At 71.5% G+C, this 15,027-nt stretch carries 17 protein-coding genes and 1 tRNA gene; 10 read left to right on the top strand and 8 right to left on the bottom strand.

Features of this window, described 5'->3' with window-relative positions; genetic code table 11:
- Window positions 1-10 precede the first annotated feature (10 nt).
- On the bottom strand, window positions 11-742 hold the full coding sequence (locus tag ABD297_RS11040; protein WP_344254983.1) for an MSMEG_4193 family putative phosphomutase: 732 nt from the start codon (window positions 740-742) through the stop codon (window positions 11-13).
- A gap of 97 nt (window positions 743-839) precedes the next feature.
- Here ABD297_RS11040 and corA point away from each other — a divergent pair, with 97 nt between their 5' ends.
- Entirely contained in the window at window positions 840-1,841 is a 1,002-nt protein-coding gene (gene corA / locus ABD297_RS11035; RefSeq protein WP_344254982.1) for a magnesium/cobalt transporter CorA, read from the top strand.
- Between the two features lie 79 nt (window positions 1,842-1,920).
- Here corA and ABD297_RS11030 read toward each other — a convergent pair whose 3' ends face one another.
- Together ABD297_RS11030 and ABD297_RS11025 are read right to left on the bottom strand one after the other, a co-directional pair.
- The gene (locus tag ABD297_RS11030; protein ID WP_344254981.1) at window positions 1,921-2,781 is read right to left on the bottom strand and encodes an undecaprenyl-diphosphate phosphatase; all 861 of its coding nucleotides are present in this window, start codon (window positions 2,779-2,781) and stop codon (window positions 1,921-1,923) included.
- A gap of 139 nt (window positions 2,782-2,920) precedes the next feature.
- Window positions 2,921-4,030, bottom strand: coding sequence for an LLM class F420-dependent oxidoreductase (locus ABD297_RS11025; protein ID WP_344254980.1), 1,110 nt, complete (start codon window positions 4,028-4,030; stop codon window positions 2,921-2,923).
- Between the two features lie 75 nt (window positions 4,031-4,105).
- Here ABD297_RS11025 and ABD297_RS11020 point away from each other — a divergent pair, with 75 nt between their 5' ends.
- A complete protein-coding gene (locus ABD297_RS11020; protein WP_344254979.1) occupies window positions 4,106-5,041 on the top strand; it encodes an aldo/keto reductase in 936 nt (311 codons plus the stop codon).
- A gap of 17 nt (window positions 5,042-5,058) precedes the next feature.
- Here ABD297_RS11020 and ABD297_RS11015 read toward each other — a convergent pair whose 3' ends face one another.
- Complete coding sequence (locus tag ABD297_RS11015) at window positions 5,059-5,541, bottom strand: hypothetical protein (RefSeq protein ID WP_344254978.1); 483 nt, start codon at window positions 5,539-5,541, stop codon at window positions 5,059-5,061.
- 182 nt (window positions 5,542-5,723) lie between these two features.
- The gene (locus ABD297_RS11010) at window positions 5,724-6,518 is read right to left on the bottom strand and encodes an SCO4651 family lipoprotein (RefSeq protein ID WP_344254977.1); all 795 of its coding nucleotides are present in this window, start codon (window positions 6,516-6,518) and stop codon (window positions 5,724-5,726) included.
- A 188-nt stretch (window positions 6,519-6,706) separates the two neighbouring features.
- On the opposite strand from ABD297_RS11010, the gene ABD297_RS11005 reads away from it, so the two are divergent.
- Window positions 6,707-6,892 carry a DUF5703 family protein gene (locus tag ABD297_RS11005; RefSeq protein WP_030146024.1) on the top strand — a complete coding sequence of 62 codons (186 nt, stop codon included), beginning with the start codon at window positions 6,707-6,709 and terminating at the stop codon, window positions 6,890-6,892.
- A gap of 14 nt (window positions 6,893-6,906) precedes the next feature.
- Here ABD297_RS11005 and ABD297_RS11000 read toward each other — a convergent pair whose 3' ends face one another.
- A complete protein-coding gene (locus ABD297_RS11000) occupies window positions 6,907-8,289 on the bottom strand; it encodes a M20/M25/M40 family metallo-hydrolase (protein ID WP_344254976.1) in 1,383 nt (460 codons plus the stop codon).
- A gap of 121 nt (window positions 8,290-8,410) precedes the next feature.
- Here ABD297_RS11000 and ABD297_RS10995 point away from each other — a divergent pair.
- The 7 genes from ABD297_RS10995 (at window position 8,411) to ABD297_RS10965 (ending at window position 13,246) form a co-directional block, all read left to right on the top strand.
- Window positions 8,411-8,497: transfer RNA gene (locus tag ABD297_RS10995), tRNA-Leu, on the top strand.
- Between the two features lie 117 nt (window positions 8,498-8,614).
- On the top strand, window positions 8,615-9,184 hold the full coding sequence (locus ABD297_RS10990; RefSeq protein ID WP_344254975.1) for a MarR family winged helix-turn-helix transcriptional regulator: 570 nt from the start codon (window positions 8,615-8,617) through the stop codon (window positions 9,182-9,184).
- A complete protein-coding gene (locus ABD297_RS10985; RefSeq protein WP_344254974.1) occupies window positions 9,181-9,990 on the top strand; it encodes an ABC transporter ATP-binding protein in 810 nt (269 codons plus the stop codon). Before ABD297_RS10990 ends, ABD297_RS10985 begins: the two co-directional genes overlap by 4 nt.
- On the top strand, window positions 9,950-10,771 hold the full coding sequence (locus ABD297_RS10980) for an ABC transporter permease (protein WP_344254973.1): 822 nt from the start codon (window positions 9,950-9,952) through the stop codon (window positions 10,769-10,771). The genes ABD297_RS10985 and ABD297_RS10980 overlap by 41 nt, the downstream gene beginning before the upstream one ends.
- Before the next feature lie 48 nt (window positions 10,772-10,819).
- Window positions 10,820-12,088 carry an MFS transporter gene (locus tag ABD297_RS10975; RefSeq protein ID WP_344254972.1) on the top strand — a complete coding sequence of 423 codons (1,269 nt, stop codon included), beginning with the start codon at window positions 10,820-10,822 and terminating at the stop codon, window positions 12,086-12,088.
- A gap of 4 nt (window positions 12,089-12,092) precedes the next feature.
- Complete coding sequence (locus ABD297_RS10970) at window positions 12,093-12,863, top strand: HipA family kinase (RefSeq protein ID WP_344254971.1); 771 nt, start codon at window positions 12,093-12,095, stop codon at window positions 12,861-12,863.
- The gene (locus ABD297_RS10965; RefSeq protein ID WP_344254970.1) at window positions 12,860-13,246 is read left to right on the top strand and encodes a DUF3037 domain-containing protein; all 387 of its coding nucleotides are present in this window, start codon (window positions 12,860-12,862) and stop codon (window positions 13,244-13,246) included. Before ABD297_RS10970 ends, ABD297_RS10965 begins: the two co-directional genes overlap by 4 nt.
- Window positions 13,247-13,310: 64 nt before the next feature.
- Here ABD297_RS10965 and ABD297_RS10960 read toward each other — a convergent pair whose 3' ends face one another.
- Window positions 13,311-14,129, bottom strand: a complete 819-nt coding sequence (locus tag ABD297_RS10960; RefSeq protein WP_344254969.1) for a TrmH family RNA methyltransferase — start codon at window positions 14,127-14,129, stop codon at window positions 13,311-13,313.
- A 71-nt stretch (window positions 14,130-14,200) separates the two neighbouring features.
- Window positions 14,201-14,971 carry a sulfite exporter TauE/SafE family protein gene (locus tag ABD297_RS10955; protein ID WP_344254968.1) on the bottom strand — a complete coding sequence of 257 codons (771 nt, stop codon included), beginning with the start codon at window positions 14,969-14,971 and terminating at the stop codon, window positions 14,201-14,203.
- Between the last annotated feature and the right edge of the window lie 56 nt (window positions 14,972-15,027).

Below are 15,027 nucleotides of genomic sequence, written 5' to 3'. Positions count from 1 at the left end.
GCGATCGACCCTATCCGACGGCGCCGGTGCCGCCGGCGCCCCCGCCCACCACGGCGTCGCCGTCGTCGGCCGCCGGCTTCTCGGGGGGCCGCAGCCCGGAGAGGTCACCGCCGATGTCGTTGAGCCTCAGCACGAAAGGCTTGCGGCTGGTGTAGCGCACGACGCTGACCGAGGCCGGGTCGACGTTGATCCGCTGGAAGTCGTCGAGGTGGGCACCGGTGGCGTGCGACAGGATCGACTTGATGACGTCACCGTGGGACACGGCGACCCACACCGCGTCCTTGCCGTGCGTCTCGAGGATCCGCGCGTCGATCTCGCGGACGGCACGCAGCGCCCGGTCCTGCATCTGCGTCATGGACTCCGCGGGGTATGCCGCGGAGTCCGGGAAGCGCGCCTCGCTGGGTCGGTCCTGCACGACCTTCCACAGCTCCTCCTTGGCGAGCTCGGTGATCGGGCGCCCGGTCCAGGCGCCGTAGCGGCACTCCCCCAGACCCTCGTGGATGCTGCGCGCGACGTGCTGCGGCAGCGGGGCGCAGAGCAGGTCCGCGGTCTGCACGCAGCGGTCCAGGGGCGAGCTGACGACCTCGACGACGGGCAGGACGGCTGCGGCCAGACGCTGCCCGACCGCGGCGGCCTGGGCCTCGCCCGTCTCGTCGAGGAAGACTCCGGGCATCCAGCCGGCCAGGGTCCCGGCGGTGTTGGACGTGGAGCGCCCGTGGCGCACGAAGAGAACGGTGGGCACGCTCGTCACCCTAACCCGCAGGCCGCGTGCCGCCACGCCGCCACCGGCATCCACGGCGTGCGAGACGCCGACGGGCGGACGTGGTGAAGTAGACCGCGTGATCGTGGACAAGGCCATCTACCGCAACGGCCGTCGGCAGGGCTGCGGGGACCTCAGCGACGAGCTGGACGTCCTGCGCCTGACCCAGGACGGCTTCCTCTGGATCGGGCTCAAGGACCCGACCGACGAGGAGTTCGAGCTCGTCAACCAGGAGCTGCACCTGCACCCGTTGGCCGTCGAGGACGCCGTCAACGGCCACCAGCGGGCCAAGATCGAGAAGTACGAGTCGTCGGTCTTCGTCGTGCTCAAGACGCTGCGGTACATCGAGGCGACGAGCGACATCGAGACCGGTGAGGTCATGCTCTTCATCGGCGACCGGTTCGTCGTCACGGTGCGGCACGGGGAGGGCAACCCCCTGGCGGGGGTGCGCCAGCGCCTCGAGTCCGAGCCCGACCGGCTCGAGCACGGCTCCATGACGGTGCTGCACGCCGTGATGGACTCCGTGGTCGACAACTACATCGTCGTCGACCGTGAGGTGCGCAAGGACCTCGAGGCCATCGAGGAGCAGGTGTTCGCCTCGGACGTCGGTGGTGAGGCCAACACCATCTACCGCCTCAAGCGCGAGGTCCTCGAGTTCCGCCGGGCCAGCCAGCCGCTCGCGGACACCCTGGCCCAGTTCATGGAGCGCGCCCGCGGCCACGGCCTGACCGAGGAGATGCTCCCCTTCTTCCGCGACGTCGCGGACCACCTGCGCCTCGTCAACGACCACGTCGAGTCCTACGACCGGCTGCTGACGGACGTCCTGTCGGCCCATCTGGCGAGCGTCTCGGTCAAGCAGAACGAGGACATGCGACGGATCTCCGCCTGGGTGGCGATCGCGGCGGTGCCCACCATGATCGCCGGGATCTACGGGATGAACTTCCAGAGCATCCCCGAGCTCACGGCTAGCGTGCACCTCGGGGGCAGGGAGTTCTACTACGGCTACTTCGTCGCCATCGGGGTCATGGCGGCGGCCTGCATCGGTCTCTACCGCGCCTTCAAGCGCTCGGGATGGCTCTGAGGACGCCGACGGCCGCCTCCCGAGCGGGGAGGCGGCCATCGGTGTCGGGCCGGGTCGACCGGCCGGTGGGGAGCTGCGCTCAGGTCGCGCTGATGACGCTCGTGGCCAGCAGGCCCACGAGCACGACGCCGAGGATGACGCGGTACCAGACGAACGGGATCAGGCTGTTGCTCGCGACGAAGCGCAGCAGCCAGGCGATCGAGGCGTAGGCGACGACGAACGCCACGACGAGGCCGACGATGACGGGGCCCAGCCCGAGGGTCAGCAGGCCGTCCTTCTCCTGGACGGCCTGGAAGAGGCCGGCTGCGGTCAGGGCCGGGATCGCGAGGAAGAAGCTGAGCCGCGTGGCCGTCACCCGGTCGAGGCCGCGCGCGATGCCGGCCGAGATCGTGGCACCCGAGCGGGACACGCCGGGGATGAGCGAGAAGCACTGCATCAGGCCGATGACGAGACCGTCGACCGGACGCACGTCGTGCTCGCCGCGCAGGACCCCGCGCGCCTCGAGCCGGCTGTGGATGCGTTCGGCTACGACGATGACGATGCTCCACAGGATGAGGGCACCGGCGACGACCCAGAGGCTGCGCAGCGTGCTCTCGATGGCGTGACGTCCCACGAAGCCGACGATCCCGACCGGGATCGAGCCGATGACGACGGCCCACGCGAGGCCGTAGTCGGGGTCGGTGCGGGCCTCGACGTTGCCCAGGCCGCGGAACCAGGCCACGGCGAACCGGACGATGTCCCTGAAGAAGTAGAGGAGCGTCGCCGCGATCGCGCCGAGCTGGATCACGGCGGTGTAGGCCGTCACGGCGAGGTCGTCGACCTTGAGACCGAGCATCTGCTCGGTGATGGTCAGGTGCCCGGTCGAGGAGACGGGGAGGTACTCGGTGAGGCCTTCGACGACGCCGAGGATGACGGCATCGAGGTAGCTGAGGTCAGCCATGGGTCAGGGTGGGCCTTCTGCGCAGAGGGACGGGACGTGCCCCGGCGCTGTCGGGGACGACGGCCGCCGGGCACAACGTCGCACCCTATCCACAACGGTCCGCCGGAGCAGCCGCGGCGGGCGGCTCACAGGCGAAGTCTCAGGAAACGTCCGGGGTGCCGGGGTCGCCCTGGCCGGTCCCGGCCGCAGGCGCCTCGAGTCCCGCGATGCCGGCGACGACGTGCAGCGTCGCGAGGGCCTCGTCGCGAGACATGCCGCCTCCGACAGCGACGGCGAGCGTCGTCACGCCCGCCGCCTCGTAGCGGCCGAGGCGGCGCGCGACCCGCTCCGGCGAGCCGAGCAGCGCCGTCTCGTCGATGAACTCGAGCGGCACGGCCGCAGCGGCCTCCCGGTGGCGTCCGGCGAGGTAGAGGTCCTGGATGCGGGCCGCGTCCTCCTCGAAGCCCATCCGGCAGGCGAGCTGGTTGTAGAAGTTCTGCTCCCGCGAGCCCATGCCGCCGATGTAGAGGGCGCAGTAGTCGCGCACGTGCTCGGCCGCTGCCTCGACGTCGTCGACGAGCACGACCGGTGTGGTGGCCACGACGTCGAAACCGTCCATGGGCGCCTCGACGCTCCCCCGTCCGGCTCGCCGCCGTCCACGTTCGAGCGTCGCGAGCAGGTCGCCGGCGTGCTCCGGGCTGAAGAAGATGGCGAGCCAGCCGTCGGCGATCTCTCCGGTCAGCTCGAGGTTCTTGGGCCCGACGGCGGCCAGGTAGACCGGCAGGTCGGCGCGCACGGGTCGGGCGGACAGCTTGAGCGCCTTGCCGGGGCCGTCCGGCAGCGGCAGGGGGTAGTGGGGACCCGCGTGGGTGACCGTGTCGCGCCGGAGCGCGGCGCGCACGATCTCGACGTAGTCGCGGGTGCGGCCGAGCGGGCTGCGGAACGGCACGCCGTGCCAGCCCTCGCTGACCTGCGGGCCCGAGACGCCGAGACCGAGCCGGAAGCGGCCACCCGACATGGTGTCGATCGTGGCGGCCGTCATCGCCGTCATCGCCGGGGTGCGCCCCGGGATCTGCATCACCGCCGACCCGAGGTCGACGTGCTCGGTCAGGGCACCGATCCAGGCGAGCATCGAGGGGCTGTCGGAACCGTACGCCTCGGCCACCCACACACTGTCGTAGCCGAGCCGGTCGGCCGCCCGGGCGATCGCCACCTGGTCCGCCCCCGTCGTGCCGCGTCCCCAGTAGCCGAGATTCACACCGATCCTCATGTCCGGCAGGCTACCGGCGCTGTCCTCGTCGTGCCGGTCGCCGCGAGTGCGGTGTCGCCCACTAGCGTTCGGGGCATGCGCAGGCGTCTCGGCTCGTCCGGTCTCACGGTCACCCCACTGGCACTCGGGACCATGCTGTGGGGCAACGCCGTCGACCGCCACGAGGCCGGCGACCACCTGCGCGCCTTCGTCGAGGCGGGTGGCAACCTCGTAGACACGGCATACGGCTACGGCGGCGGCGACGCCGAGACCATCCTCGGCAGCCTGCTCGCGGACGGGGTGGCCCGGGACGACATCGTCATCTGCACCAAGGCGGGCATCTCACGGTCGGGCGGCCAGCGCCGGGTCGACGTGTCGCGGCGTGGCCTCATGTCCCAGCTCGAGACGTCGTTGCGTCGACTGGGCACCGACCACGTCGACCTCTGGCTGGTGCACACCTGGTCCGACGACGTCCCGCTGTCAGAGACGCTCTCGGCCCTCGAGTGGGCGGCGGCCTCCGGTCGGGCGCGCTACGTGGGCGTGTCCAACTACTCCGGCTGGCAGTCCGCCCGCGCCTTCAGCCTGCTGGAGTCGGCACGAATTCCGTTGGTGGCCAACGAGATCGAATACTCCTTGGTATGCCGTTCGCCCGAACACGAGGTCACGCCGGCTGCCACGTCGCTCGGCTTCGGCCTCCTGCCGTGGTCGCCGCTGGGACGCGGAGTGCTGACGGGCAAGTACCGCAACGGGATCCCGTCGGGGTCCCGCGCATCCTCGGCCGACTTCCCCGGCTTCGCCGAGCGGTTCCTCGACGAGCAGACGACCAGGGTCGCGGACGCAGTGGCGATGGCGGCCCGCGGTCTCGCCGCCAAGCCCGCGGAGGTGGCCCTGGCGTGGGTGCGCGACCGCCCGGGCGTCGCCGCGCCCATCGTCGGCGCGCGGACCTCGGCCCAGCTGCGCTCGGCGCTCGCGAGCCTCGAGCTGTCGCTTCCGTCCCAGATCGTGGCAGCCCTCGACGACGTGTCCGCGTAGGGCACGGTCGCGGGCGGTCAGGACCGGGAGGCGCTATCCGGTCGGGCGCCGCTCGCCGCGCTCGTGGCCGCCGAGGCGCCCGTGCGGCTCGTCCCGATCACACCGGAGTCGAGGTCGTCGAGGTCGTCCTCGTCCTCGTCCTCATAGTCGTCGTCTTCTTCGTCGTCGTCATCGTCTTCGTCATCGTCATCGTCATCGTCTTCGTCGTCGTCTTCGTCGTCCTCGTCGTACTCGTCCGAGTCGAGCCCGGCGTAGACGCGGGTCTCGCTCCCGTCCTCGTCCTCGTGGCCGTCGAAGTCGTCGCCGTAGATAGCGAGCGGGGTGGCGACCTCGGTCGCCTCGTAGAGCGCCTCGTCGTAGTCGTCGAAGGCCTCGGCCAGGTCCTGGGCGGCGGCCATGACCATCGGGTGGTCGGGGTCCCGGGTGGCGTTCGCCGCCTCGAGGTGGCGTTCGAGGGCGGCGATGAGCTGCTCGAGGGCGGCGCGGGGGTCGACGGTCATGCTTCGACCGTAGTCGACCCCGGCGACCCGGAGCACCCATTCGGAGACCGGGAAGGCCCGGGGAACGCAGCGATCCCGCAGCGAGCGGGGCTCGCTGCGGGATCGTTCACTCGCGGTTGGCGGGGCGTTCACCCGCCCCGACGCGTCGGCTGCCGGTGACGGCCGCTGGTGTCAGCGACCCGTCACATGGGCGCCTTGACGGTCTCACCGGCGGGCGGGGCCGTGATGTCGACGGGCTCGCCGTACTTGCTCATCGTCATCTCCGCCTTGACGCCGGACAGGTCGAAGGTGACCTTGCGCAGCTGGTCCTTCTCGTCGAGCCACGCGGTGTAGTCGATGGTGCTCGGCATCTGCGTCTTGGAGTCGGCCGGCATCTGGGCCTGCATCGCCTTGGTGTCGAGCGTCAGGTCGTACTTCCACGTCTTGTCGCCGTCGACGGTGTCCTCGCCGACGAACTTGACGTCCTGCACGGCGGCGCCGAACTGGTCGTACATCTTGGTCGGGTCGGCCTGGTCCAGCGACTGCGAGAGCTGCTTGCCGATGGTCGAGTTGCTGTCGATGACGGCCCACTTGCCGGCGGCGAGGCCGGGGAAGCCCTTCATGTAGACCTTCTTGTCGACGAGGATCATGTCGAGCTTCATCGAGCTGCCCATGTCCATCGACATCTTCATGGCCGGGTTGCTCGGGTCGACCTTGGTGTCGCCGGAGATGGCGATCTTCTGGCCGGCGGCGTCCATGGCCATGGTCACGTGGGCCGTGGTGGCGTTCTTGCCGGCCGCCTTCATGGCCGCGACGAAGGACGCCTTGTCCTTGTAGGGCTGGCCGGAGACGGGTGCGGCGCTCGTGGCGGCGGCCGAGGTGGCCTGCGTCTGTCCCGCTGCGGGTGCCGGGCTCTCGCTCTTGCCGCAGGCGGCGACGCCGAGGACCGCCGGAAGGACGATGGCTGCTGCCGCGATGCGGCGGGTGTTCCACTTCATGGGTGTTGACCTCCTGGGCCCTTGACGCCGGGCGGTGCCGGGCGGTTCCCCTGTTTCGCCGCGCCGCACGGGCCGTTTCGGTCCCGGGCCTGCGGTCGGATGACCCCGCGACGGTACCGCGGGCACCTGTCCGCCACACCACGCATACGGTCTCGGTGGGGTCACGGTTGGTGTCAGAATGGTGGGCGATGACGGATTACGAGTACCGGGTCCTCACGTTCGACCGCCACACGTCCAAGGCCCAGGCGCGGCAGGCGGTGCGCGAGCACGCGGAGTACGGACGTTGGGAGCTCTCGCGCACCGTGATCTACGAAGGCGGCGTGCGACGGATGTGGCTGCGGCGCAAGATCATGCGCGTCCAGCGCACGGCCTGAACCGTCCGCCGGGCTCAGCAGGTCCGCAGGAAGTCCCCGAGCACGCGCGCCCCGAACCGCAGCGAGTCCACCGGCACCCGCTCGTCGATACCGTGGAACATCGGCGCGAAGTCCAGGTCTGCGGGCAGGCGGAGCGGTGCGAAGCCGTAGCCCTGGATGCCCAGCCGCTCGAGCGCCTTGTTGTCGGTGCCGCCGGAGAGGCAGTAGGGCAGCACGGCCGCCTCGGGGTCCTCGCGGAGCAGCGCCTGCTTCATCGACTCGACGAGGTCGCCGGAGAACGGCGCCTCGAGCGCGACGTCGCGGTGCACGACCTCGACCTCGACGTGCTCCCCCGCCAGGTCGCGGATCGTGGCCATGAGTGCGTCCTCGTGGCCGGGGAGGAAGCGGCAGTCGACGGCCGCGGTCGCCGTCTGCGGGATGACGTTGTGCTTGTAGCCCGACTCGAGCATCGTCACGTTGGCCGTGTCGCGCAGCGTGCCGCGCACGAAGCCCTGGGCTCCGCCGAGCGTGGCGAGCAGCGGCTCGAGGTCGTCGTCGGCCGACGACAGGCCTGTCATGGTGCTGAGGGTGTCGAGCAGCTCGCGCACCGAGGCGATGTACTCCCGCGGCCACTCGTGGGCTGCGATGCGGCCGATGGCCGCGGCCAGGCGGACGATGGCGTTCTCGTCGTTGGGCACCGAGCCGTGGCCGGCGCGGCCGTGGGCCCGCAGCCGCAGCCAGGCGATGCCCTTCTCCGCGGTCTGGAGCAGGTACGCCCGCTGCTGGCCCGTCGGCGTCGGCACCGTGACGCTGTAGCCGCCCACCTCGCTGATCGCCTCGGTGACGCCCTCGAACCACTGCGGGTGGTGGTCGACGAGCCAGTGGCTGCCGTAGGTCCCGCCCGCCTCCTCGTCGGCGAAGAAGACGAAGGTCGTGTCGCGCGCCGGCTTCGTGCCCGTGCGGGCGAAATGACGGATGTTCGCGAGGATCATCGCGTCCATGTCCTTCATGTCGACGGCCCCGCGGCCCCAGATGCAGCCGTCGCGCTCCTCGGCGGCGAAGGGGTCGACCTGCCAGTCCGCGGCGTTCGCCGGCACGACGTCGAGGTGGCCGTGCACGGCGAGGCCCGGTCGCGAGGAGTCCTCGCCCTCGAGCCGCACGACGACGGTCGCGCGACCCGGCTCGCTCTCGAGCAGCGTGCCCTCGAGGCCGACCTCGGCGAGCTGCTCCATGACGTACTCGGCGGCCTCGCGCTCCCCCGGACCGGAGCCGTCGCCGTAGTTGGACGAGTCGATGCGGATGAGCTCGGCGCACAGGCGCGAGACTTCGTCCTCGGGTGCCGCGGCGGTGCCGGAGGCCGGGGCCGCGAGGTCGGCTGGGGCGGTCGTCACGGGGCGGTCGGCGTCGTCGTGGCTCATGCCGATCAGCGTATGCCGCGGGCTCCCGCCGCCCGCAGCCGCCCGTTTGGTCTTTTGGTCGGGCCCCGTGTAACGTTTCGCCTCGCCGCAAGGGAATCCCACGAGCCCCTTGCATCACCTTGTCGGGGTGGCGGAATGGCAGACGCGCTAGCTTGAGGTGCTAGTGCCCTTAACGGGCGTGGGGGTTCAAGTCCCCCCCTCGACACCATGAGACCCCCGGGTTCCTGCTCCAGGAGCCCGGGGGTCTTCTCGTTCCCCCACCTCGTAGGTCACGGCCCGCCGGCGGCCCTTGGCCACGCCTCTGCGACAGACGTAATCTTCGATCGTGAGCGACGAGAACGTGGCCGGGCTGGCAGACGACCTCTACGACGTCATCGGGCTGCTGCGCCGGCGTTCGCGCCGTCTGGTGGGCGCGCCGCTGCCCGAGCTGTCCCTGTCGGCGGCGCAGCTCGAGCTGTTGCGCGTCGTCCGTCGCAACCCGGGCATCACCGTGGCCGAGTCGGCCCGCGTGCTGGGGCTCGCCGCCAACACCGTCTCCACGCTGGTCGGCCAGCTGCTCGGTCTCGGCGTGCTCGTGCGTCAGCGCGACGCCGACGACCGCAGGGTCGCGCGCCTCGACCTGACGGAGCCGGCGCGAGCCGGACTCGAGCAGTGGCGCGACCGGCGCGCGCAGACGACGGCCACGGCGCTCGCAGGCCTTCCGGCGGACGAGCGCGAGCGCCTCGCCGATGCCCTCGCGACGATCGCCCGGATCGCGGCAGCGCTGCCCGACACCACGCAGCCGGCAGGGTCTTGCCCGACCCCGGTGTCCGGCGAGTCTGCTCGCCCAGCCACGTCGTCAGCACCCACCGCACTCACGACGGGTGACCAGAGCTCGGGTGGCGAACGGCCGTGACGGCCGCCATCGACATCCGGGCCCTGGGCTACAGCTTCGGCAGCCACCGGGCGGTGGACGACCTCAGCCTCTCCGTCGAGGCGGGCGAGTGCTTCGGCCTGCTCGGACCCAACGGCGCCGGCAAGACGACGACGATCCGGCTGCTCAACACCCTGCTGCCGTTGCAGACCGGTGAGGTCGAGATCTTCGGCAGGTCGGTGCGCACCGAGGCGATGGTCGTGCGGCGCCTGCTGGGCTACGTCCCCCAGCAGCTGTCGATCGAGGGTGCCCTGACGGGGCGCGAGAACGTCGAGTGGTTCGCCCGCCTGTTCGACGTGCCACGGCGCGAGCGGGCGAGTCGGGTCGACGAGGTCCTCGACATGGTCGACCTGCGCGCCGACGAGTCGCGGCTCGCCTCGACCTACTCCGGAGGCATGGTTCGTCGTCTCGAGCTCGCCCAGGCCCTCGTCAACCGGCCGGCCCTGCTCGTCCTCGACGAGCCGACGGTCGGTCTCGACCCCGTCGCGCGTGACAGCGTGTGGCAGCGCGTCGCGCAGATGCAGCGTGACCACGGCATGACCGTGCTGCTGACGACCCACTACATGGAGGAGGCCGACGCGCTGTGCGACCGCGTCGCCCTGATGCACCGCGGCGCCCTGCGCGCGCTCGGCTCCCCCGACGAACTCAGGGCGGCAGCCGGGCCGGGCGCCACGCTCGAGGACGTCTTCCGCCACCACACGGGCGAGGCCCTCGAGGACCTCGACGTCGAGAAGGGAGGGCTGCGCGGTGTCCGAGCGACTCGTCGAACCGCCCGCCGTCTGGGCTGAGCAGCACGGTCGCACGGGACCGGCACTGCTCGTCTCGCGCGTCGGCACGTTCTGCCTCGTCGAGCTGCAGAAGCTGCGCCACGACCGCAGCGAGCTCGTGACCCGCGCGATCCAGCCCATTCTCTGGCTCGTCATCTTCGGCACGACCGTCAGCCACATCCGCGCCATCCCCACCGGCGGCATCCCCTACCTCGACTTCCTCGCGCCGGGCGTCATCGCGCAGTCGGCCCTGTTCATCGCGATCTTCTACGGCATCCAGATCATCTGGGAGCGCGACGCGGGGGTGCTGACCAAGCTCCTTGTGACGCCGACGCCCCGGTCCGCGCTCGTGGCGGGCAAGGCGTTCGCCGCCGGCGTGCGGTCCGTGGCCCAGGCCGTCATCGTCGTCGTCGTGGCGGCCCTCATGGGCGTGGCGATGACGTGGAACCCTCTCCGGCTGCTCGGGGTGGTGCTCGTCGTCATGCTGGGCGCGGCGTTCTTCTCGTGCCTGTCCCTGAGCATCGCCGGCATCGCTCTCAAGCGCGACCGCCTCATGGGGATCGGGCAGGCCATCACGATGCCGCTCTTCTTCGCCTCCAACGCCCTCTACCCGATCGAGATGATGCCGGGCTGGCTCCAGGTCGTCAGCCACGTCAACCCGCTGACCTACGAGGTGTCGGCCCTGCGCGGCCTGCTGCTCGGGACCCCCACGAGCTACTGGGTCGACTTCGGTGTCCTCGTCGGGAGTGCCGTGGCCGGGATCGCCTGCGCCGCCGCGCTCATCGGGCGACTCGCGCGCTGACACCGTCCCGTCACCGGCTGTTGGCGTCCTGACCGTACGCTGTGCCGCGTGACCTTCCTGCGCGCCCTCTTCACCCTGCTCCGGGGGCGCGATTTCCGTCGGCTCTTCGTCAGCCGCGTCACCTCCTCCTTCAGCGACGGCGTCTTCCAGGTCGCCCTGGCCAGCCACATCCTCTTCAACCCGGAGAAGGCCGCCGACGCCCAGGGCATCGCCATCGCCTTCGCCATCGTGCTGCTCCCCTACAGCGCGCTGGGTCCGTTCGTCGGGGTGCTGCTGGACCGTTGGCCACGGCGTCGGGTCATCGTCGTCAGCCAGCTCGTGCGGGCCGCGGCGATCCTCGGTGTGGCCGGCCTGGTCTCCGGGTCGGGCACCGGTCCGGCCTTCTTCGGGCTGGTCCTGCTCGTCTTCTCCGTCAACCGCTTCATCCTCGCGGGGCTCTCCTCGGCGATGCCGCACGTCGTCCCGCGCGAGGATCTCGTCAGCGCGAACTCCGTCGCCCCGACGTGTGGCTCGCTGGCCTACCTTCTCGGCGGCGCCGTCGGCACCGGGCTCCGCGCCTCGGGTGGCAGCGACGTCCTGGACGTGCTCCTCGCGGCGGCGGGCGTGCTTGCCGCCACGTGGGCGGCGACGAGACTGCCGTTCATCGGTCCCGACGACACGAGCGGGGCGCCCTCGGTCGGGCAGATCACGCGGTCGGTCGTGACGGGGCTGGCCGAGGCCGTGCGCACGCTGCCACGCCGGGCTCGCCTGCTGCTCGTCCTCGTCTTTCTGACCCGCATCCCCTTCGGCTTCCTCCTGCTGCAGACGCTGCTGCTCTTCCGCGGTCCCTTCGAGTCGGGCCACGGAGCGCGCGGCTTCGGCGTCGCCGCAGCCGCGTCCGCCGTGGGGTTCGCCTCCGCCGCCTTCATCACCCCGTGGCTCGCACCGCGGCTCACCGCGGTGCCGTATGCCGCGCGCATGCTCGCGCTCGGAGCGCTCGTCTGCGCGGTGCTCGGGCCGTTCCTGACGCCGTGGAGCATCGTCGTCGTGGGCTTCGTCGTCTCGTTCACGTCGCAGTGCGTCAAGATCACCGTCGACTCCCTCCTGCAGGCGCACGTCGACGACCACCTGCTCGGTCGGGCGTTCTCGGCGTACGACGTCGTCTACAACGCCGGGATGGTCGCGGCGGCCGCCCTGGGTGCGTTCGTCCTGCCGGCCTCCGGGCTGGCCTGGTGGCCGCTCGTCTCGTTCGCCGTGCTCTACGGCGTCACGGCCATGCTGCTCGGGCGCCTCTGGTCCCGCGCCACGCTGCTCGACCACGAGCGGCCACTAGGCTGACGCCGTGCTTCCCGAGCTGACCGCCACCCGCTACGTGACGCCGCTCAAGGAGGGCGGCTCGCTGCCCGGCATCGTCGAGGCCGACGACGACGGCACCTACGTGCTGAAGTTCCGCGGCGCCGGTCAGGGCCTCAAGGTCCTCGTGGCGGAGGTGCTCGTGGCCGGGATCGCCCGGCTGCTCGAGGTCCCCGTGCCGGACCTCGCCGTCGTCCGGCTCGACGCCCGCATCGCGAAGTACGAGGCCGACGAGGAGGTCCAGGACCTGCTCACCGCCTCGGTGGGGACCAACCTGGGCGTCGACTTCCTTCCCGGGTCGCTCGGCTACGACGGCTCACGCCCACCCGACGCCGACCTGGCCGAGCGGGTCATCTGGCTCGATGCACTGACCGCCAACGTCGACCGCACGTGGTCCAACCCCAACCTGCTCGTCTGGCACGGGCGCACGTGGGCCATCGACCACGGTGCCGCCCTCTACTTCCACCACTCGTGGCCGAGCCGGGCACCCTCCCCGGAGCGCTTCGCCGCGCAGCCATTCGACGCGAGCCGCCACGTCCTGCGCGACGTGGCCGGCGATGTCGCGAGCCGCCACGACGAGCTCGCCGCGCGGTTGACCCCGCAGGCCCTCGAGGCCGTCATCGCCGACGTGCCGGACGAGTGGATCGAGCCCACGCCCGACCTGGCCGACGCTCCCGCGGTCCGGACGGCATACGCCCAGATGCTGCGGGCCCGGCTCGACGGGCCGCTCACGTGGGTGCCGAGGGGGGCGGCGGCGTGAACGCCTACCAGTACGTCCTGCTCCGCCTCGTCCCGCGCGTCGACCGCGAGGAGTTCATCAACGTCGGAGTCGTGCTCTACTCCCAGGACGCCGGGTTCCTCGACGCCGCCTGGGAGGTCGACGAGAGCCGCGTCGCAGCGCTGTGCGGCACGTGCGACCTCGACGGCGTGCGGTCGATGCTCGAGCGCGTCCGCGCCGTCTGTCGCGGCGAGACCGGGCGCGGCCTGCCCACGCTCGACAAGCCGGGCCAGCGCTTCGGCTGGATCATCGCGCCCCGGTCGACCGTGGTGCAGCCGGGACCCGTCCACGGCGGACTGTGCGACGACCCGGCCGTCGAGCTCGACCGGCTGCTGAACCGGCTGGTGCGGCCCCTGCGCGCCTGACGGCGGCGGACCTCGACGACGCCGATGTGCCTGCGGGACGGGTGGGACGCCGCCCGACCGTCCGTCAGGACCGCGCCGGTGGGCGCAGCGCCCACATCGCGACGGCACTCGCCGCGGCGACGTTGAGCGAGTCGACACCGCCGGCCATGGGGATGCGCAGCGTCAGGTCCGCGTCGGCGACCGTGCGGTGCGAAAGCCCGTCGCCCTCGGTGCCGACGATCAGGGCCAGCCGCTCGGGCGGCGCCGACTCGAGCTCGTCGAGCGAGACCGAGTCGTCCGACAGTGCCATCGCCGCGACGGTCAGCCCGGCGTCGTGGAGCAGACCGATGCCCTGCGGCCACGGGTCCACCCGCGTCCACGGCACCTGGAAGACGGAGCCCATGGAGACGCGGATCGATCGGCGGTAGAGCGGGTCGGCGCACCGGGGCGTGATGAGCACCGCGTCGACGCCGAGGGCCGCTGCCGACCGGAAGATGGCGCCGACGTTCGTGTGGTCGACGACGTCCTCGAGCACGATGACCCGACGCGCGTCGGCGATGAGCGACTCGACGCTCGGCAGCACCGGTCGCTGCATGGCCGCCAGGGCGCCCCGGTGCAGGTGGAAGCCGGTCAGCTGCTCGATGACGTCGTGCTCGCCGAAGTAGACGGGGATGCCCTCGGCCTCGGCGTCGGCGACGATGTCGGCGAGGTCGTCGAGCCAGCGGCGAGCCATGAGGTAGGACCTCGGACGGTGCCCCGCCCGCAGCGCCCGTCGGATGACCTTCTGGCTCTCGGCGATGTAGAGCCCCTTCTCCGGCTCGTGGCGCCGGCGCAGCACGACGTCGGTGAGGGACACGTAGTCGGCGACGCGGGGGTCGGCGGGGTCGGAGATCTCGATCGGCACGCCGTCAGGCTAGTGGTGCTGCGGCGCTCCCCCGACATCGTGCGCGGCGCCCGCTCGCGCGCGCTCGCACGTCAGGGGAACCAGACGAGCTTGACGATGGCGACGAGGCCGATGGCGATGATGAGGCCGCGCAGGACCTGGGGCGGGATGCGGCGCCCGACCCGGGCGCCGATGATCCCGCCGACGAAGGCGCCGACCCCGATGAGGACGACGACGAGCCAGTCGATGTGCTCGCGGGCGAAGAGGACGAAGACGGCCGCCGCGACGAGGTTCACCACGAGCGACAGGACGTTCTTGTAGCCGTTGAGGCGCTGGAGCGGCTCGAGGCTCAGGGCGCTGAGCAGGCCCATGATGAGCACGCCCTGGGCGGCCCCGAAGTAGCCGCCGTAGACACCTGCGAGGAAGACGCCCGCGGCCATGACCGGCGTGTGCCAGCGCGGCGTCGGCTCCCCCTCGCCCCCGGAGTGCACGCGGGCCTGGATGCGCGGCCCGGCGAGGACCAGGACCAGCGCGACGAGGATGAGGACCGGGACGATGGCCCGGAAGGCGGCCGCCGGCAGCACGAGCAGCAGCCCGGCCCCGACGACCGAGCCGAGGAACGACATCGGCATGAGGCGGCGCAGCGTCGGCGCCTGTCCGCCGAGCTCGTGGCGGTAGCCCCACGCCCCGGTCACGCCGCCGGCGACGAGGCCGATGTTGTTGGAGACGTTGGCCACGAGCGGGTTGACCCCGAAGAAGAGCAGGGTCGGGAAGGTGATCAGCGTGCCCGAACCGACGATCGTGTTGATGATCCCCGCCCCGGTGCCCGTCAGCGCGACGGCGACGGCGGACCAGAACGACACCTGGTTACCCTACAGAGGGGTGACCAGGTGTCGTCGGTGGCGTTCGCCGATGGTGT

It is taken from the genome of Terrabacter carboxydivorans (assembly GCF_039532035.1).
Classification (GTDB): Bacteria; Actinomycetota; Actinomycetes; order Actinomycetales; family Dermatophilaceae; genus Terrabacter; species Terrabacter carboxydivorans.
Note: the sequence above shows the minus strand (reverse complement) of the source record. Positions and strands in the feature narration are given on the sequence as shown.